This is a genomic window from Enterovibrio paralichthyis (assembly GCF_019209835.1).
GTDB lineage: Bacteria > Pseudomonadota > Gammaproteobacteria > Enterobacterales > Vibrionaceae > Enterovibrio > Enterovibrio paralichthyis.
Genome location: NZ_JAHUTS010000003.1, coordinates 174,840 through 196,445 on the forward strand (window position 1 = coordinate 174,840; position 21,606 = coordinate 196,445).

The following is a 21,606-nucleotide window of genomic DNA, read 5'->3' on the forward strand; positions in this document are numbered from 1 at the left end:
GCATGGAAACGCTGCAATCTCTGTTATCTGAAGAAAACCTCAAGGCGAGAAATGCGCATATCAAAAAAGCGTTTATGCCTTATACCGCGCCGATACGCGTTGATGGCTTTGAAGAGCAAACCGCGGTGATACTGCTCAATCTCACTTTGTTGAACGCAAAGTGTGAGGACTATTTAGACCCAGAAACCGCAAAGCAATACCTCAAGCATGATGACAATATTTGTCGTTCACTTAACGAGATTTCTTGGTTTCATACCCATAACCTCAAGTATCCAGATTGCAGAGTAAAAGACCAAAAAGTGCTGAGTTTACTGCCTAGCCAATACGCAAACTTGGTGAGTAATTACGCGTCTACCATTGAGTTCGGGTGGGCGCATGATAGCAAAGAGTATAAACACTGCCTTTGGCTGTTATTGAGCTTTATCTGGCAGGGAGAAGTGACCTCCTTGCTCAATTTGATTAGAGAAAACGACCCGACCTGGATGCCCTTACTGGCCAAGCTTGGACTCACCAAAAAGAGGGCGTCTTTATTCAAAAAAACACTGGAAGAAACGCTATCTCAATCGTTCTTTCCTGACTCAGTTCACTCAATCTCAAAGAAACTACGTTTCCCATGGAAAGGTGAAGAACTCACGATCACACCGGTTGTTAATCACGGCTTCCAAATGGCGTTAGAGCGTTATGTTCGCTCACCAGAAAACAGACTCAGCACCGCAAGATTGTTGCTGCCGACCCCTTCTGCAATAGGGAGTCTGGCAGGTGCTTTGGGTGGAAACATGCGGCTACTCAACTATCCATTGAGTGTTCGTCCTCATTCAAAAAGAACGTTATCGTCGAGCCGGGAAAAAACACATCGTTTCTTTGACGACTTTGCCATGGTGAACAAAAAGACTGGTGACTTGCTTCGTCGGTTATCCGGAGAGTCGCCTCTTGCTACGCCAAAAAAGCAAATGCAGGTAAGGCGATATCAAATTCGGGCTCTTCGGCGTCAGATTGGTGTTTGGCTGATGCCGTTAGTCGAGTTTAGAGACCACATCGAGGAAAGTGGTGAGTCGTTCGAGACAGAAGATGCATTGGTGAGTGCGTTCATTTTCGGTGGTATCTCTGAGCTCGAAGCACTAGCATCTGGGTTAAACCAGCAGCTTCAACTGACATTGCAGGAGAGCAAGTTTGGCTGGAGATATGCTTATCATCAAAAGCTGATGCCGCTAATGAAAAGACAGTTGCGGTGGATACTCAGAAGGCTTATTCAATCACAGGATGGTACTGAAGCAACTCACGATGAGCAGTACATTTACCTTTCGAGAATGCGGGTGTTTGATGCCTCAATGATGGGCTCACCTTATCTCGCCGGATCGCCATCCCTGACTGCTATTTGGGGATTTATGCATGCTTATCAGCATCGGTTTAGAGAACTACTTGAGCCCAACCAAGATTGCCTGTTTGAAAGCTTCGCGATCTTCTTTCGAACTGAATCTCAGCATTACACGGCCAAGCTTACTGAGCTTTCGAAACCCCTCCATAAAAGAAAAGTTTCCCCCATCAAACGAACAACCCTTCGCTCAGAGCATGTGGCTGATCTCGAGTTTGATATGGTGATCAAGGTGAAATCTGAGGCTCGGGTTTCAGATTATATTCAGGCACTCAAAGCCGCTCTGCCCATCAACTTTGCAGGTGGGGGCTTGTTCCCTCCAGAGCTTGATATTTCTCGAGACTGGCTTTCATCGTATCCCGATAGAACATCTCTTTTACACCGCGTTAGCCGTTTACCGAGCAGTGGTTGTTGGCTAATACCTGCTAAGGAAAACCCTCAAACATTGCCTGAACTGGATGATTGCCTGAGCTCTGACCATAGTCAACTTCCTTTGCATTGCGGATATGCGTTTTTGGAAAACCCCAAAGTGCGTTTCAACAGCCTGACAGAGCTTCATTGCTATGCGGACAATGTGATTGGTTTAGGGAAGCGCTTAAACCCCATTGAGGTTCGTTGGAGCAAGCAGGATAACTTCTTTCGTCTTGCCTTCTGGACACTGACAGAAAACGACGCAGCTATTCTGATTGAAAGTGTAAAGGAGGACTAGCTATGGAACGGTGTGAACATTTATCTTATATGCGTTCACTTTCATCAGGAAAAGCGTGCTTCTACATACTTGATGGAGACGGACGAATGTTACCCATCAAAGTGGATCCAACACGTATTCTTGGGCAACACTCAGACTTCAAAAAGGGATACAAATCCGATTACACCCCCAAGCTAAGTTCTGCGAAAGAATTTGGGTATGGCAACCCTCAGTATATTGAAGCCTGCTATGTTCCCGTCGGAGCAGATGACATCTACTGCAGATTCTCTTTGCGCGTCCAAGCCAACACCTTGAAACCAAATGAATGTTCAAACGACTCAGCTCGGCAGGTACTTGAAGCGCTCTCAAAGCAATACAGCAAGTCTGGGGGCTTTAATGAGCTGGCGGAAAGGTATGCCAAGAACCTCTTAATGGGAACATGGCTCTGGCGAAACCGCGATTTTCGAAACGTTGAAATCGAAGTGAAGTGCGGCGACGATTCCGTTCTTTCTGTCAATCGAGCGCATCGTTTGCGTTGGGCTGAAAAGTGGCCCAAAGAGGCGCAAAGTGCCTTGAAAACGCTGACCAAATATATCAGCAAAGGCCTAAGCGATAAGTCAGACAGTTACTATATGGATGTAATAGCAAAGGTCTCTGTGGGGTGGGGAGATGAACTTTTCCCTAGCCAAGAATACTTAGATGAAAAGGTCGAGGGCAAACCAAGCAAGCAGTTAGCGAAAACTCTTCTCCCTGAAGGGCAGCAAACCGCCTCTTTCCATGCTCAAAAAATTGGAGCAGCCATTCAGAGCATTGATGATTGGTGGGCACCTGATGCGGACGTCGTAATACGCATCAATGAATATGGTGCGCATCGTGAATACGGAACATCCCGCCGCCACCCGAGCACTAAACAGGATTTCTACGCATTACTTAAAGACGCAGACCTGTGGCTGGAGAAGTTAACTGACACCGACAAGATTCCTGATGAGGTTCACTACCTGTTAGCTGTAGTGGTCAAAGGTGGTTTGTTTAATAACGGTCAGCCAAAGAAAAAGGGGTAGAACCATGAGTTATCGATATTTCTTCACTATCAAGTTTCTTCCTGCTCAAGCAGACTGCGCTCTCCTTGCCGGGCGATGCATTAAGACTCTGCACGGGTTCATGGCAGTCAATGAAGCTGCGGCAAACAAAGTTGGTATTTGCTTCCCCAAGTGGAATGACAGAAACATCGGGAGTGCAATTGGGTTTGTTTGCCACGATGAAACGGCGCTAACGGGACTTTCTTATCAACCCTACTTCACGCTGATGCGTTCAGAAGGATTGTTCGAGATATCACCGGTAAAAACGGTCCCCGAAGCAGCACCAGAGGTCAGGTTTGTCAGAAACCAAACTATCGACAAGAGCTTTCTTGACTCAAAAAGACGCCGGTTAAGGCGCGCTGAAAAACGCGCAATAGAGGCAGGCAGAGACTTTACCCCCGTCTCTGAAGAAGAAAGAACGTTCTTGCCATTTCACAGCATCCCAATGGGAAGCAAATCATCAGGAAAAGACTTCGTTCTTCAGGTTCAGGTTGAAGATGAGGAGAGGCCAAACGATGGTGGCTACAACATGTATGGCCTCGCCACCAACGTCGATTGGCGAGGAACAGTACCGCTAATCGCGTTATGACCCTTTTCTTTGAGGGCAAATCCCAGTAAAGAAAAATCAGGAGGTTACAAAGGTGTCTCAAAAAAGGGTTTTTCAAGGAAAATCGCCCTAACGCCCGAATAGACGAGGTGTCTGGGTCTATAATTAACGGTGAACCGCCGCATAGGCAGCTAGGAAAGGAGATAGCCATTCGGTTGCGCCGATATTGACGTGAACCGCCGCATAGGCAGCTAGGAATGTTAATCGATCCAAAGTTATGGAAGTAGATGAATTGAACCGCCGAAAAGGCAGAGAAACAATAAGACCACCGCTTTGGTGGTCAGATTGCTGACTAACCCCGCTTTTTCAAGCGGGGTTTTCTTTTGTTAGCGGCCGAAGGCCGCGATCGCGCTATTTTTCCATATTTTTAGGTTCAAGCAGCTTTTAGCCCATAGAGACTAAATTGCGTCACTACCCGGGTTATTTGCCGTGTATTGAGCCCAATTTTGCGAAGATAAGCCTCCAGCAGGGCTATCTTCTTGATGTTTTGCGCTGCTGCCGCCAACCAGCATTGGATTTGTACTTTCAGCAGGCCGCGGAACCTCGCATAGCGATGGCCATGATGTTGTTTGGCATCTGCGAAGCTTCGCTCCACTGTCTCTGCCCGTCGTCGGTACACTTTCTTGCCCCACGCTGTCAGCCTCAGGGCATTGGCATTCTCAACTGATTTCTCGAACAGATGCCGGGTTATCACCCGTTTGTGGTTTTTGCTTCTGGTGCAATCATCGCGCAGCGGACAAGTTTTGCATGTCTGCGGGTTTGAGTGATATTCACGATAAGCTTGTCGGTTGGTGGTTTTATAGACCAGCTCCTGTCCCATAGGGCAGAGATAGCGGTCAGTCTCTTTGTCGTAACTAAAGTGCTTTTTCTTAATGGCATTCTTGGTGCGGTGAGGCCGGCGGTATCCCATCACCGGCAGCATTTGGCGTTGCTCCAGTTCATGACAGATAGTCGCGGTGAAGTAACCTGCATCAAGTCCGGCGGCGATGGGCGAGAGCTTAAAGCGTTCTAATGTGACATCCAGACGGGCGATATACGGTTGGGCGTCATTCACATTGCCAGGCGTGACATGCGTGTCGAGGATGATGCCGTGTTTGCCATCGACGGTGCGGTGGTCAAGGTAGAAGAAGCCCTGTGGCTTTTGATCCCGTGTCATGAACCCGCTTTCTGGGTCGGTGGTGCTGACTTTGGTGTTTCGCTCTATGTGCGTCTCTTTCGGCTTAAGCGGGCGTTTCCCTTCTGCTGCACGGTCAGACTCCACCGCCTCATCCAGTAGCTCGGCATAAGCATTGGCGTTTTGCTTGGCCAGTTCGTTGGTGTACTTACGCTTGTTGGCATTAGCTTTCAGGTGAGTGCTGTCGGTAAATAAGACGCGCCCATCGACCATGCCTTTGTTCATCGCTTGCTCGACGATGCGGATGAAGATGCGCTCGAACACATCGGTATCGTTGAAGCGACGGCGGCGGTTCTGGCTCAAAGTAGACGCATCAATCACCTTTTCAGTGAGTGACATCCGAAGGAACCAACGGTAAGCGACGTTGACCTCGATGTCTTTGACGAGCTGACGTTCACTTTTGACGCCGAATAGAAAGCCAAGAAGCAGGATTTTGAACAGGCGAACGGGGTCTATCGCAGGACGGCCATTGTTGTGGCAGTAAAGATGGGCCACTTCGTCGCGGATGAATTCAAAGTCGATGGCGGCATCTATTTTACGAACGAGATGGTTTTTAGGGACCAACTGTTCGAGTGTCACCATCTCGAGTTCATATTGCTGAGGGCCAGGGTCTTTAAGCATGTCATCCAATCCGTGATTGATTTGCTTACCCCTTATTAGATCAAAGCCCCAGCCAAATGGCTAGGGCTTTGTCAGCAGTCTGACCACCGCTTTGGTGGTTTTGTTGTTTTGGCTTCTTTTTAGTGACATCAAGATGACCGGCTTATGCCCCATTCCTTCTTGGAAAAATCATAGTTCTCGAATATCACTTTGCCAGTGATCCCTACAATTTCTAATCCGAAATACATACACAAATAGAGGATATAGTAAGCATTTTCTCAATACTGTCGGTTGTCTGGTTGCGAGATACTCCGGCTATGCTCGTCGGGCAATTTATTGCCTTTTGGGCGAGATTTTGCTCAAGATAGAGCGGAAAATTGCTTGTTTTCTTTGGGATAGTGGGCAAGCCAAGTAAAAACCAGGCGATATATGAGGTACGATTTTTGCTGTATACCTTGGTGTTTTAATGTTGGATTTGCCAAGGAATGGGAAAGATTGTCAGATTGGATAGCTTATCCAGCGGGGAAGCCATCCGGATTGAAGGAAACATTTTGCGCTTTAGTGATTCAGAGCTGGAAGGAATGTTGCCACCAGGCGCAAGCGGAATATCGCTCAAATCATCCCTAGCGCGTGGTGAACTCGTTGTACTTTCTGATACCCCAGCGGTTCCTCTTTTCACGTCATCAAATGGAAAGTTAGTCGCCAATACCAGCAATCAAATTTCTATCACTGACCAAGCCTTCTCTGAGGTAAATCAACGGTTCTTGTCTAAAAAGACTAGCTTTGGTGCATCTAAACCAACGAAAACCGATGATTTTGTCTCGTTCTCAGAGGCAAATTATTCACCAGAGCCCGTGGTAAAAGAACCGCCACCGAAACCGATACAACCAACAGTCATTTCAGACAATTTTTCAAAGCCAGCCCAAGCCAGCAAAGTCTTCGCCAAATCCTGCACGCGTCCCTATGGTGACACACAGGCATGCGAAGAGACATTGAAAGCCCCTAACTTTGGTGTGATGGCGGCCATGGCACCGGCTCAGGCATTAGACGCCAGTGGGCGATTGCCCCTAACAAAGCTCACTGGCACCACATCACGTATGCCGCTGAACTGGTCACTCGCAGGCGAAATAACCAAAAGCGCAGCCAAACGTGCAAACTTTCTCGTCCTGGCGTTTTGGCCTGCACAACTGGGAGACGGCACTCTCTACATAGACGAAGAGCTTGCACAACTGCCGGAAGCCACCACTCGTGTCCGTTTCCGACTCTATCAAGACGAGCACGGCAACCCGCAGGCGATCGGCATACACACCGGCGAAGGTAGCCCTTACGGCGATACCGTAAAACGAATCACTGCAGAAGCAGTCGAAGACAGATTCGAAGCAAAAGTCGATGAAGAGATCACGCTGACTTGGTACCCAGACAACAGTGACAAGGTGCTCACCGCTGGCACCTCTTTTCCCGATACCAGTGGGTTAGAAATCAGTAACATTCTGGTGCGCCCAATAGAAGATGACGGACAAGAGTTGACTACCCTTGTCTACCCCAACCCAGAAGCCGAACACATTGAACTGATCGTCTCCTTTCCGGCAGACAGCGGCATACCGCCGCTTTACCTAGTGTTTAGCTCACCGAGGAATAAGCCAGGTGGAGTGACTGGAAAAGGTAAAGACGTTAACTGGTCTGATGGATACTGGTTAGGGCAAGATGCTAATTCAGGACAGGGGCAATACATCCCAACGAAAATTGCCGATGCCCTTAGAGGCAAAGAATTCAATCGTTTTTCTGACCTAAAAAGCGCCATCTGGAAAGAGGTCGCTAACAATCCAGATCTATTTGAACAGTTTGATAAAATAAACAAAAAGCAAATTAAAAAAGGTAATGCCCCTTATACCTTGCCCGAACACCATGTAGGAGATCGGGGGCGTTACGAAATCCACCATGTTGAACAGATTCAGCATGGTGGGCCTGTCTATGATATTGATAACTTGAGAATCAACACACCAGAGAACCACATAAGGATTCATTCAAATGAAAAGTAGCTTGTCAGATTATACGGAAAAGGAGTTTCTGGAGTTGTTGTTGAGCACAGAAGATGATGACTTTCCTGATGACGACTTAGATAAGCTGGTTTACTTTTTCAACAAGAGTACAGTGCACCCTAAAGGAAGTGCACTTCTCACCCACCCAACGATGGTTGGCATAGAAGACTCACCAGAAGCTATTGTCACTGAACTCAAGCGTTGGTACTCAGAACATGGGATACCCTGCTTCAAAGACAGCTAAATAAACGACCTCTATCGTGCCAGACCGACTTATTCTGGCACGTTTTTGCCCTTTTCTGTGCTGTCAACTAGGAAGAAATCCTTCTCGGTTGCCTAAATCACCTTTGTCGGGTGGACGACACTTGTTGCCAAGTGCCGTCTCCGACCATTTTGAGCTAGAAATTCAGATAAAAATTGAAAGAAAATTACTTACATCTGCTTTTCAAGAAATCTCGGGCATCTTGGGAAATGTCACCTTATGGTGACTAAAAATGTCATTATATGATCCCTGTATGTATCTAAAATATTGATTATAAACATGGTTGAATGTCACCTTATCGTCCTGGCCACAGCTCTTCTGATTCGCGGCGTAAGCCCGAAACCATTGTATACATACCCAGACAGTCTCATAGGCAAGGCTGACTGGGTATCTTTCCGCACTCCTCTTACCGCTCTCCCCATTCATAAAAAAATGAAGAAAAAGCATTAAGCTTTAGCTTGGGATTTCAGCCAATCATTAAGAAAGTGTGGATTATATATCTTTTATATTCCAGATTTTAATTATTTTACTAACGGTGTTTCAAGTCAGAAACAGGACGGTATTCAACTAAGAACCATCTTCTATTAGTACCCAATTCATCCCGAATTAATCTTTTTTATTTTCTATTTTTTATGCAAGGTGGAATTAATTGAAGAAAATTAATTCGATTGCGCAATAACGAGTAGTGAAACAGATGGAATATAAGTATGCCCAAACGACCTGCATCATCAGGTTGCTGGGTATATTGCGCTTCTGTTCTGTTTTTTTATGTGCCATTTGCGCACCACATAAGATTAAAAACCTATAAACCAAAGGGATGGGTTGGCTATGGACCTTTCTATTCACCGTGTTTCACCGGTTGTTACGTCCGTTGTTATTGGTTCCATGATTTTCTCGAACAGTGCGCTGGCAATACACAACATTGCACTCTTGTCTTCATCTGGAAATACCAATGAAATATCGACAAATTATTTTGATATTTCATCGTTGAAAAATCATGAATTAGAAAGGGCAATTAAAACGGCCTATCCCCAGCAAGAACGGCTATTCGATAAATCGGTTGCCTCCGGTTTCAATAATCCCTCATCCCTCCTTGTTGAACGCTACTTTGAAAATGTTTCTCCGGTTAGTGCCATCCAGATTTACGGCAGTGCGGGATACCAACTTTCCGTAGAGCAGAAAATTAATAACCTTTGGACGCAAATTCCCGCATTGACGGGCGTTGATCTGGCGTCTTTGCCAGAAGGGCAATGGAATACCTTGCCTGTAAACGAAGGCATGGTCACCGGTGCTGTGCGCATCCAGCTTATTGCCCTGAATGCTAACCCGAAAGCTGCCAGCGAAATTCGCTTCCTGAACGAACAAAATGCCGTTCTGACCTCCCATTTGATTAATCCACCTGTTGAACTGGCATTTTCCCAAAACGTCGCGGCGTCTGATAACCAAAAAGCCTTGCTTGGCGCGGCACCCGGAAAGTATCGCGATGCCAAGTATGACAACCAGTTCGATGTTTACCTGCCTTACCGCCCTGAGCAGCTGAAATCTGCGACGCTGAGTTATGACGTGAAAGGCCTGTCGGGCGCGGCCAGTACTATTCGTATGGTCAACGATGAGTTCTCGCAAGGGGGGTTGTTGATTCAGGCGGATCAGGCAGGCTTGGCATCGGTCAGCGAGCCGGTTGATATCGACGCGCTGAAAGCGGGGAAAAACCTGATTCGCTTTACCCCGTTTGCAGATTCGGATTCCCACCTTAAATATCAGGTTGAAAACCTGCGCCTTTCTTTCGAATTGAATGATGCGAACAGCGCAGAGCCTTCTCTGCATGTGTTTGAGCCACAGCCTGATATCCGCTATCAAGGACACGCTTACCTGCGCGGCTTTGTGCAAGGCGAGGGTAATGATTCGGTTACCTTCCAGATTGGCGACAACGTCGTTCAAACCGTCAATGGCAGCTTTGAAACGCTGGTACCCGTGCAAGGTGATTCCGTTCAGGTTGAGGCGGTGCTTGAAAGCGGTAAAACGCTGAGTCAAACACTCACTTTCGCGCCAAAAGAGAACGTCAGTGATCAAGGTGTATTGATCACTGCTGCCGGTGTGAAAGCGATGCAAGGCGACAATGCCTTGCCAGAACGCGGCTATGCCCGACACCTTGCGACCACTGAAAACGACACCCTTGTCGGGGTCAAAGATGCGTCACTGAATGTGCTGAAAACCTCGTTATCAGCAGAGCGCGATATCGAAGTCTTCACACTGGATGAGCGAGATATTCCCGCGCTCAACCAAGGCATGGTGAACGTGACACGCGGTGATGCTGCGGCTTACCGTTTCCTGCCTCATGGCATCAAGTTCAATCAGGAAAACGAACTCACGCTCGGCTACGACAAAAACAAAATCCCTGAAGGCTATTCCGAGAAAGACGTTCACACCTTTTTCTATGACGACGAAACCAACCGCTGGGTGCAGTTGGCGCGCAATGAAGTGGTGACCAAAGATGGCGTGATCGTCTCGAAAACCGATCACTTCACCGACATGATCAACGCCGTTATTCAAACTCCGGATTCTCCGGAAACACAGGCGTTCGGCACTACTCAACTCAAAGACATGAAAGCGGCCAATCCGGGCGCGTCAGTCAACTTGATTCAAGCGCCCAAAGCCAATGCCATGGGTGATGCCCGCACCAGCTACCCCATCGAACTGCCAGGTGGCCGTCAGGGAATGGCGCCACAACTGCAGGTGAGCTACAGCTCATCCGCGGGTAATGGCTGGATGGGCATGGGCTGGAACCTCAGTCTACCAACGGTTTCTCTTGATACCCGCTGGGGTGTGCCGCGCTACGACGGTGCGACAGAAACCGAAACGTATCTGTTTGCCGGTGAGCAACTGGCACCTGTGGCTCACCGAGCCACACCGGTTGCCCGAACCAGTGAGAAACGTTTCTACCCACGTGTGGAAGGCAGCTTTAACCGCATTGTCCGTCATGGTACCAGCCCGACCAATTACTGGTGGGAAGTGACCAACAAGAACGGTACCCGCCATTTCTTCGGCGGTGATGGCGTGAGCATGTTGCCAGCTGCGACATTAGCAACCGCCGACGGCAATATCTCCGATTGGGCGCTGGTGAAAACCATCGACACCTATGGCAACACCGTTACCTACAACTACGAAAAAGTGTTCGATGCCGGTATTGGCAATGGCACAGGTGGAGTGCAGGGTCAGCAGCTTTATATCCAATCCATCAATTACACCGGATTCAACAGCGCGTCGGGTGCCTATACGGTCGACTTTACCCGCGACCGCGATCTCAATGAATCCCGCCGTCAGGACGTGATGATCGATGCGCGTACTGGCTTCAAGCGGGTCACCGCCGATTTGCTCCGCAAGATTGATATCAGCTTCCAGGGGCAGGCTGTTCGCTCCTACGAATTCAACTACACCGAGGGTGTATTCCATAAAACCCTGCTGGCGTCTATCCAACAATTTGACGCCGATGGTCAGCTCTTCAACACCCACTCCCTGAGCTACTACGACGATGTGCGCGATGCCAATGGTAACTATCAACCATTTACCGCCACACAAGCGTGGAGCATGAGTGATGCCTACAGCATGGCAGACAGCCTGGGCACCCGCTCCGTTGAATCAACGACCGTTCAGCAAACCAATGCGGCTACCACCGACACCACCTCATCGCCTACCACGCTCAATGCCGATGGTACGCAGGCATGTTATGTGAATACCGCGCCCACCCTGCTGGCGATGGCTGACATCAATGGTGACGGCCTGATCGATAAACTCAGCGTCGATTCAGATGGCATCAGCTACCGTGCAGCCTCAGTCAGTTCAGATGATTCGGTCAGCTATGGCGCGGCACAGTTGATGGTGTCGGCTCAGGATGCTTTCTACAACACTAACGGCGATTGCAAAGCCTCGCCGGAGATGATTGCCGGCCAGAAAGCACGTTTAGCGGTGACTGACGTTAACGGTGACGGCATTGCCGATCTGGTCTACCTCGACAATATTTTCCTCGGCTCGGGTGATGCGCAAAACGGCTTTGTGTTCACCGACAGCAGCAATGTGGCAAATGCGTTTGCTAATCTCGACAGCGTGCGTGTCTGGAAAGCACCTTTTACGGGCACAGTGAAAGTGGATGCGCCGGTGTCACTGGTCGCAGGCTCAGGTGATTACAGCGGTAGCGACGGCGTTCGCGTCTCGGTTCAGCACCAAAACAGTGAGCTTTGGGCCACACAAATCGCGGCGAATGATTACACCGCCAAATCCCCAACCGCGCTTGATTCGGTTGCCGTCAATGAAGGCGATCTGGTGATGTTCCGCGTTAATTCGCTGGAGGATGGCGCAAACGATCAGGTGATGTGGGATCCGAAGGTCCGCTACACCGACCGCGCCTCTGACGAGTTGGATGCCAACGCATTGCGGCTCAACGTTTATCAATCTTCTTCTGACTTTGTCTCGTCAAACAGCACGCAATTAGTAGTGCCGTTCAGCGGTACAGTGGCGGTGAGCGGCACGCTGACCAAGTCAGCAACGTCCGACAATCTCACCGCAACTGTGGTTAAAACTGCCGCTGACGGCAGTGAGTCTGTGGTATGGCAGCAAAGCTATGCGGCGGGTGACGGTTTGACGGCCAGCACCATTGCGGTAGGCAATATCACTGTCTCAGCGAACGACAACCTGCGTCTGGTGATCAGCAGTGACACCAACGTGGATTGGGCAGGGCTGTCGGGTGAGCTGAACGTCAATTATGTCTCAGCCAATGATGACGACATCACTGCGGACATGCTCTATCTCAGCGACGGCACGCCACGCTTTGAGTACACCTTAAACCCTGAAATGGGGCTGTATGGTTATGCGGTTCAAAGCAGTGTGGTGGCTAATGAAAGTGGCACAGTCACGCTCCAACCTAACCTGCCAGCCGGTCTGCCTGCTTCCGGAATCGTGACTTTTACCGCCAAAGGCAGTAACCAGACGCTGGTCAAAGAAACGCTGGATCTTTCCACCGGTAATGCCTTTAACACGGTGGCACTGGATGTGACGGCCGGTGAACCTGTCTACTTTGAATACCACCTTCCGCAGGATATTGACCAAACAGTAGTGAGCGCCTGGACACCCAATGTTTCTGTCGTGGAGCTAGGCGTAGATGCAACTGCAGGTCTGCATATCAACAGTGATGATGCCAACAAGCAGCTCTACCGTCAGTGGGGTAACTTCCTCTACGACAGCTCTCAATCCTTGCCGGGCGAGCCGATTGATGCGTCGGCACTGAAACCGGCAGCAAACAACACGCTGGCGAATTCAGGCTTTACGCCGGTGGCGGATGTGGATTCCTCTCTGCCAATCGCTTCAGCAGATGGTTCAACCCAAACCTCATCGGGGGATATCGATGCACTGAATGCGCAGCTGGCTAATGCTGCCATGTCTGCACAAAGCAGTGATACCCAGCTTGCGAATCAGGATCTCTCTCCGGAAGCCACGGTTGAGCGTTTGGCTGCCACCGCGGCGGCGGATTCCTTTGCCGGCAATGGTGCAAGTTCGCTGAGCGGCACCGTGACAGACGGCAGCGGTAATCACTTTGGTGTCAGCTTCGGTATTTTCGACGGGAACCTCACCTGTAAATCCATGACCATCGGCTTCCAGCGTGGCTCAAGTAAATCAGAGAGTGATGGCATTCTGGCTATGTCGGACATCGATGGCGATGGCCTTGCAGATAAAGTGCTGATCAGCGGCGGCGTTATCGGTTACCAGAAAAACCTGTCAGGGCCGGGTGAAGGGGAAAGCTTTGCCTCGTTCCAGGCCTTTACCGGGTCGGCTGACGCTTTCTATCACGACAGAGGAAAGAATAAGAACTCTGGATTCCAAGCGGTTATCGGAGCGTGTAGCTTCAGTGGCGATCTGGGGATCACCAGTGGTGGCGGCACTACCGTCAACGACATTTACTTCAGTGATGTGAATGGCGATGGCCTGACGGATATCGTGGCGAATGGCCGTGTGCTTTATAACCAGCGCACAAACGCCACGGTACCGCACTTTGTCTTGTCGAGTGCAAACACACCCAACCCCATCAATGAATCTGGCACTCTGGTCACTGACGGTTGGTTTGAGACCGACCCGAATGAACTGGCGAACTTTGAAGCGGAAAACCCACTGCACGATACGGTGCGCACGTGGAAAGCCCCTTATAACGGTGTGGTTAGCATCAATGCGCCGGTCAGTCTGGTGGAGGATACCAGTGCAGACCGTCAGGCTTATACCCAGGCCGATGGTGTGCGTGTTGCCATTCAGCACGCAGCTTCAGAGCTTTGGGCGACCACGATTGATGCCGACGACTACGGCGTGAAAACACCGACGGGTGTCAACGCGGTGAACGTCAACAAAGGCGACCGCCTCTACTTCCGTGTCCAGTCGATTTTCGACGGTAATTACGATGAAGTTGCCTGGGCACCGGTTATTACCTACACCGATAGAGCAGCAGAAACCGATGCTAACGGGCTTCCCGTATACAGCGCTTCGATCGCAGATGATTACGTGCTGGCGGGTGGTGAGCTGGGCATGCCAATTGATGGCACAGTGCAAATCAGTGGCGTGTTGACCAAACCGCAAACCAGCGACAATGTCACCGCCAAAGTGGTTAAGGTCACCTTCGATGGTACCAATACAACTGAGACAGCCGTGTGGCAGACCAATTATGGTTTGGCTGCGGCGCAGCAGAGTATTGGCTTAACCCTGGATGTCAGCGCCGGTGACACTTACCGATTTGAAATCGATGCTGATACCAACGTGGATTGGGCTGCGTTTGATTGGCAGCCAGTCGCGACGTACACCGCCGCTGACGACCCCACCACCAATGACCAAATCCAGGATGGCTCTGCCGTTCTGGCATTTAAGACTGTCGCTTCACTCAACATCTTTAACGAAACAAGCCGGGTTACGCAGCGCTGGATTGCCGATGCAGATGGCACAGTGCTGATCACGCCGATGATCACTGCACCTTTGGGCACAGAATCCGGCACTGTCACCTTTACGGTGAAAAAAGAGAATACGCTCCTGGCGAAACAGACGTTTGAGGTGATAAACGGCAACTTGAGCGCTGCACCCGCAGACATTTCACTCGATGTGCTGATGGGGGATGTCCTGTTTATCGAATACCACACCGACACCCCGGCGATTGCCGATTTGCTCGCACTGGATGCAGGCGTGGAAATTGAAGATCAGGGCGTTGTCACGGCGTGGAATGCCGGCATTTACACCTACTCCTACACCTTCATTTTCGGGCCTGAGTACCGTGGTTGGGGGCAGTTCGTTTACAACGGTAATGGTGCCCGCGCAGAGCAGCCAATCATCGAGTCTGAGCTTAAGCTGGATGATGCGCTGACAGACGCGCTCAATTCGCCGCCAGATCTGACTAATATTGACCAGAACAATCTGGCTGAAAACGCTTACGATCCAACCAACAGCATTTTCATCATGATGCTGCCTATCGCGCAGGTTGATGCCTGGCGCGGCTACGACGAACTTTCGTTGCTTAACGCCACCAATATGTCGAGCTCGCGTTTTGGTGAAGATGAATACGCACCTTCCACCGCTATTCCAGCAGGCTCTGATGGCAGTCAGGCTATCCGCGCAATTAACAAGCTGACGGAAGTGTCCTTTAGTGGGTACTCCATTGGCGGCGGTGTACCGCTGGGCGGTTTTGGTGCCAGTGGCAGCTACAGCGAAACCGATCAGGATATCCGTATCCTGACGGATTTCAGCGACATGAACGGCGACCGCTATCCGGATATCGTCGGCCAATCGCAAGTGCAGTACACCGACATGCTGGGTGCGCTGGAATCCGGCACCAAAAATAACGGCCTGGGTCATCCAAGTACGTCCCAGTCGGAAAACAAGGGTGTCACACTCGGCGGTAACTTCAGCTTTGGTAGCAGTGGCGCGGCAAACAACCAAACCACCAAGACCTTCAAAGAAGCGTTTGTGGAAGCCAACACAACCATGCCGGGCGCAGGCATTTCCGGTACCAGCGGAAAAACCCAAGACCATGCCAATGTGAGTTGGCGTGATATTAACGCCGATGGTTTGCCTGACCGCGTTTACGACAACGGTACCGCGCAAATCAACTTGGGCTACACATTTGCTGACCCCGAAAACTGGGGATTCGCCCAGGTCAAAGAAGGGGAAAGTGAAGCCCAGGGCGGCGGTTTGGGTATCAATATCGGCGCGACCAGTATCAAGGTCGGTATCAGTAAAAACGCCAATGAAACCCACCAACTGCACACGCTTTACGACGTCAACGGCGATGGCTTGCTGGATGAGGTCAAATTCACAGGTTCAGACATCCAAGTCCGCATCAACAAAGGCGGCAGTTTCGCGGGCTGGACAAACTGGACCGGCGCGAATGAAATTCAGGTCAGCAGCAGTGAGTCCACGTCAATCAACGGCTCGTTCACTGTCTGTATCCCTCTGGTGCCACCGTTTATTGTGATGAAAATCTGTATGAATGCGGGCGCGTTCGCATCAGATGGTGAATCGCAGGAAAACTACTCGCTTAACGACGTTAACGGCGACGGCTACCCAGACGTAATGCAATCCACCGCAGAAACCGATCTGCGCGTGAAGAAGAGCACCATTGGCCGCACCAACCTGCTGAAATCGGTTCAGCGTCCGTTGGGGGCGAGCTTCACTGTCGATTATCACCGTGAAGGTAACACCTTCGATATGCCGCAAAACCGCTGGGTGCTGAGCAATGTGGTTACCCACGATGGCTTTGCCGGCGACGGTGCGGATACCATGAAACAGCGCTTCGTGTATTCGAACGGTTATCACGACCGTCGTGAGCGTGATTTCTATGGCTTTGCCAACGTCACCACGCTGGAACTGGATACCACCAACGGTGATGCTATCTACCGTTATGTGTCGACGGACTACATCAACGACAACTACTACGAAAAAGGGCTGGCACGCTACAGCGTGATGAAAGACGGCAGCGGTAACACCTACACCGAGACCGTGAACAGCTACCAGACCGAAGACATATTCAGTGGCGCGGTTCTGGATGCGGCAGGCAAAGAGAACGACTTTACGTCTGCCTTCCCGCAACTGGTGACCACGCAAACCTTCTTCTATGAAGGGACTGACACTGCTGAGAAACAAACCCGCATCGACTACCAGTACGATGACTACGGCAACGTGGTGGTGCAAACCGATCACGGTGATGTCGGGACATCTGACGACTGGACAGCCACAGTGGTTTACCACGAGATGGTCAGTGACTGGATTGTGTCTGCGCCGAGATCGATTGTGCTGCGCGATGCGGCAGGCAATGTGCTTCGTCAGCGTGAAGCCGATATCAATGCGCAGGGCAGTGTGGAGCAGGTGCGGGTTTACGCCGATGCGACCACTGCGCTGACGACCGATATCACTTACGACATCTACGGTAACCTTGAAACTGTCACCCTCCCTGAAAACTACAAAGGTGAGCGCTATGTCCTGAGCTACGTGATGGACGATGCGGTGCAAACCTATGTGGCAAGCGTGAGCGACAGCTTCGGATATACCTCATCCAGCACCTACGACTATCGCTTTGGTGCGGCACTGAGCAACACCGACACTAATGCCCAGCAAATCCATTTCACCCTTGATGCCAAAGGCCGCATCGAGACCGTCGCTGCCCCGTATGAGATTGAAAACGGTGTAACGACCATTGATTTTGCCTACTTCCCGGATGCCACAGTGCCGTATGCGACCACTGCGCATTTCGATGAAGGCAAGTCTGACACCATCGATACCGTGACCTTCGTCGATGGTCTGATGCGTGTTATCCAGACCAAAAAAGACATAGAAATCGACAATGGGCAGACCGGACAGGGTACGCCGATGATGGTGGCGTCCGGCCGCGTGCATTTCGACGCCTTTGGCCGAGACATTGCACAGTGGTATCCGGTTGAAGAAGCGGTTGGTACACCTGGCACCTTCAATAGCCTGTACGACTCGGTTAACCCAACCCGTAAGTCCTATGATGTGTTGAGCCGTGTGTTGGTCACCACGTTGCCGGATGGCAACACCCTGACCAATGCCTATGGCTTTGGCAGTGACCGCAGCGGTGTGATGCAGTTTGAGCACCAAAGCATTGATGCCAACGGCAACGAGTCTGAAACCTACAAAGATGTGCGTGGACGTATCACGACGGTTGCACAGCACAACCCGATTGGTGGACACGCCAACATTCTCACCAGCTACCAATACAGCGCGGTGAACGAATTGCTGAGCGTGACGGACGATCTTAACAATGTCACTAGCGTGATTTATGACTTAGCAGGCCGCCGCACTCACATCGACAGCCCTGATATGGGTTTGACCGAAAGCGTGTACGACAACGCCAGCAATGTGGTGCAAAAAATCACAGCCAATCTAAGCGCACAGGGCATGGCGATTAACTACGCCTACGACTTTGAGCGTCTTGCAGGCATCACTTATCCCATCAATGCGGTCAACAACGTCAACTACTACTATGGTGAGCCGGGAGCTGCCGATAACACGGCGGGTCGTTTGTCCCGTGTGAGTGATGCTTCGGGCACCGAGTACTATAAGTACGGTGCACTGGGGGAAACCATCAACACTAAGCGTACTGTCACCACGCTGACGGGCAGCGCGCCGAAGACCTACCAGACTAGCTACCGATACGACAGCTGGAACCGTCTGCGTGAGCTGACGTATCCGGATGGCGAGGTGTTGGTCCACGAGTACGACAGTGGCGGTAGCCTGAACGCCATGAGCAGCACCAAAGGTGAATACACCTACGCGCCGCTCAAAGCGCTGACGTATGACAAGTTTGGTCAACGTGTCTACATGCAGTTCGGCAATGACACCGTCATGACGTACAGCTATGAAGCGGAACGTCGCCGACTGGATGCGTTGACTGCGACCAACAGCAACCGCACCTTCCAGGACAACAGCTACGTCTACGGAGCGATGAGCAATGTTCTGAGCATGACGAATGTGGCATCAGTGCCTGTAGACAGCAATTTGTTTGGCGGTGAAACAAGCCAAACCTTTGGTTATGACAACCTCTATCAACTCGTCAGTGCAAGTGGTGACTGGACATCCCGTCAGGGTCATCAGGAACGTTACAGCCTCTCGATGAGCTATGACAGCATCCATAACATCACGGCGAAGAACCAGCTGCATGAACGCTTGCCGCTCGATGGCTCAGGATGGAATGACCTTCAAGGTACCAGCTACAACTGGCAATACGACTACGCGGGATCTGCACAGCCTCATGCCGCCAGTAATATTGGTAACCGCACCTTCAGCTATGACGCCAACGGTAACCAGACAGGCTGGACAAACGATGACAACGGTACGCGCCGTGACATCGTGTGGGATGAAGAAAACCGTATCCGCACCGTGACCGATAATGGCCACACCAGCACCTATATCTATGATGCTGGTGGAGAACGGGTGATCAAATCCACCAGTCAGGGTGAAACGCGCTACATCAATGCGTATCTGGTGGTACGTGCAGGCAAAGTGGCCACCAAGCACTACTACGCCGGTAGCCAGCGCATTCACACCCGAGTGATGGAAAACGAAAGTTCCACCTTGGTAACGGGTACTGACAGTACGTCCACTACCTCGACAGAAACGAGCACCACGGAGACCACTACAGACACCTCAACGGATGGCACAACAACCGACACCACAACGGAAGCACTGCCACAGGAAGTGTTGGATGCGCAGGCGGCGGCAGAAGCGGCACAAGCGGCTTATGACCAATCACTGCAAGCGTTCAAAGATGCCCATGGCCGCGATAAGAAAGCAGCACACAATGCGCTGAAAGTCGCCCAAAGCAATCTGGAAGCTGCAGAAGCCGCGCTTTATCAGGCAATGGTCGATGCGGGACTTGATCCGGGTGGTAACGGCGGTGGTTCAGGTGGCGGCTCCGGCGGTGGCGGTAATGGCTCCATCAATTTTGAAGCCAAACAGTTCTACTACCATGGCGATCACCTTGGCAGCTCCAGCTACATCACGGACATCGATGGTGAAGTGTACGAGCACCTTGAGTACTTCCCATTCGGTGAAACCTGGGTTCACGAGAAGAGCAATACCCAGCTAACGCCATACTACTTCACGGGTAAAGAGCTGGATGAGACGACAGGGCTGTACTACTTCGGTGCGCGTTATTACGACCCAAGGACGAGTGTGTGGCAGAGTCCTGATCCGATACTTGGGGAGTACTTGGGATCAAACGTCGAAGAATTGACCAATGGCGGAATGTTTAATCCCGGAAATATTAATGCTTACTCTTACAGCTTCAACAGCCCGGTAGTTCTGAGCGACCCTGACGGCAACTGTGCAGGTGTGGGGACACTTGTGGGTGGTGTTGTTGGAGGAATCATAGGTGCAGGTGTTGCCTGGTGGGCTGGTGGTAGTGTAACCGCTGGCGCGGCTGGCGGTGCTGCTAGTGGGGCTATTGCAGGAACAACCTGTGGTGCTAGCTTGGGCCTTCAAGCAACAGCCGCTGTGGGTTCCAGCATTGTTGGAGGAACGGTCACCCGGACCATTGAAGGTGAAGAAACGACAGCTGAAGATGTGATCGTTGATGGTGTCGTTGGAGCTGTAACATTTGGTGCAATTAAGGGTGGTTCTGGGGTTGTGAGTGGCTTACGCTCAGGATTGAAACTACCGCAAGGCTTAACACAAGAAGCCTACGATGCTATGTCCAGCACAATCAGGCAGCAGGTAGGGAATCTTAGCGACGACATTGCGGTTCATGGCAGTCGAGCAGCAGGTACAGCATCCGCAGCATCGGATATTGATATTGCAATAAGAGTCTCTCCTGAACGATTTAATGAGCTTCTCGCACAGAGTTTCGGATCTCCTAACGCGGGTTCTGCGAAAATGCGGACAATGCTACATGCGATGGAAACTGGTAAAATTCAAGCAGGTGAAGCTGGAATGCGAGGGCTTCGAAGAACGTTAGCTGAGCAGTTAGGAATGCCAGTGGATATTTCAATTATTCGTATTGGTGGTGCTTTTGATAATGGACCATATATACCAATAAATTAGGTGAACGTAAGTATGGAAGAGTTTTACACTAAGATTTTTGTTGATGCGAAAATAGAACTTACTGACTTAATAGAACATGTTCGCGAGGTCGTAGGCGGTATCTTATCGATTGATACCGTCTTGACGAACTCTCTCGAATTGGATGTTAAACGGAATGATCTAGGGCTTTCCTCTTCATATAGCGGTGATGAATTCTTAACCTATAGGTATACGGTAGAAGTCGTTAGTGTTATTGATATCGAGCTTGGCGAGTATCTTGAAGAAGTAAGCAAAATCATGATTTCCCTCAGTGAGTTAGGGTTCAGTGTCGTCGCAGCATGCGATTGGGAAGAACAATTGCCTGGTAGAGGAAGACTCTGTTCGTATTCTCATTCCTAAATCAATAACTGGGACAGACACTCTAAGAAGAAGAGTGTCTTTATCCTCTTTGTTAAACGTCTAACCAAAAGAAAACGTTGGATGTTTTGCGCTCAATCATCAAATTGTCCGAAGAAATCGAAGCGTCATTTGAGTTTCAAGCAGCACAAGCATCAGGGAATGGCCTGATAACAAGAAAATATAAATAAATGAGTAGATTAGCTATCGGGTAAACGGACGCCTGATGCTCTTCTACGCTTAAGAAAAGGCAAGGCAGCCTTAATCGAGGTTTCAGTACCGACAATGTTACCAGCTTCGATGTTCGATGTGGTTTTCAACCAAAGGAGTAGTTCA

At 50.4% G+C, this 21,606-nt stretch carries 8 protein-coding genes; 7 read left to right on the plus strand and 1 reads right to left on the minus strand.

From position 1 onward, the window contains the following. Window positions 1–2 precede the first annotated feature (2 nt). The 3 genes from KU854_RS05165 to cas6f are packed head-to-tail and all read left to right on the plus strand — an operon-like array spanning window position 3 to window position 3,728. Window positions 3–2,081, plus strand: coding sequence for a type I-F CRISPR-associated protein Csy2 (locus tag KU854_RS05165; RefSeq protein WP_218357389.1), 2,079 nt, complete (start codon window positions 3–5; stop codon window positions 2,079–2,081). Between the two features lie 2 nt (window positions 2,082–2,083). Further along, the gene (gene csy3, locus KU854_RS05170; RefSeq protein ID WP_218357390.1) at window positions 2,084–3,121 is read left to right on the plus strand and encodes a type I-F CRISPR-associated protein Csy3; all 1,038 of its coding nucleotides are present in this window, start codon (window positions 2,084–2,086) and stop codon (window positions 3,119–3,121) included. A gap of 4 nt (window positions 3,122–3,125) precedes the next feature. Beyond that, on the plus strand, window positions 3,126–3,728 hold the full coding sequence (cas6f, locus tag KU854_RS05175; protein ID WP_218357391.1) for a type I-F CRISPR-associated endoribonuclease Cas6/Csy4: 603 nt from the start codon (window positions 3,126–3,128) through the stop codon (window positions 3,726–3,728). A gap of 391 nt (window positions 3,729–4,119) precedes the next feature. On the opposite strand, the gene KU854_RS05180 is transcribed toward cas6f, so the two are convergent. Continuing rightward, window positions 4,120–5,541 (minus strand): IS1182 family transposase, encoded by a 1,422-nt coding sequence (locus KU854_RS05180; protein ID WP_218357392.1) that lies wholly within the window; start codon window positions 5,539–5,541, stop codon window positions 4,120–4,122. A gap of 464 nt (window positions 5,542–6,005) precedes the next feature. Between KU854_RS05180 and KU854_RS05185 the strand changes: the two genes are divergently transcribed. The 4 genes from KU854_RS05185 to KU854_RS05200 all read left to right on the plus strand — a co-directional run bounded on the left by KU854_RS05185 (window position 6,006) and on the right by KU854_RS05200 (window position 21,273). Next, window positions 6,006–7,559 (plus strand): S-type pyocin domain-containing protein, encoded by a 1,554-nt coding sequence (locus KU854_RS05185; RefSeq protein WP_218357393.1) that lies wholly within the window; start codon window positions 6,006–6,008, stop codon window positions 7,557–7,559. Continuing rightward, entirely contained in the window at window positions 7,549–7,803 is a 255-nt protein-coding gene (locus tag KU854_RS05190) for a bacteriocin immunity protein (protein ID WP_255555425.1), read from the plus strand. The genes KU854_RS05185 and KU854_RS05190 overlap by 11 nt, the downstream gene beginning before the upstream one ends. A gap of 846 nt (window positions 7,804–8,649) precedes the next feature. Continuing rightward, entirely contained in the window at window positions 8,650–20,895 is a 12,246-nt protein-coding gene (locus KU854_RS05195; protein ID WP_218357394.1) for a SpvB/TcaC N-terminal domain-containing protein, read from the plus strand. Between the two features lie 12 nt (window positions 20,896–20,907). Beyond that, window positions 20,908–21,273, plus strand: a complete 366-nt coding sequence (locus tag KU854_RS05200; RefSeq protein ID WP_218357395.1) for a hypothetical protein — start codon at window positions 20,908–20,910, stop codon at window positions 21,271–21,273. The last annotated feature ends 333 nt before the right edge of the window (window positions 21,274–21,606 follow it).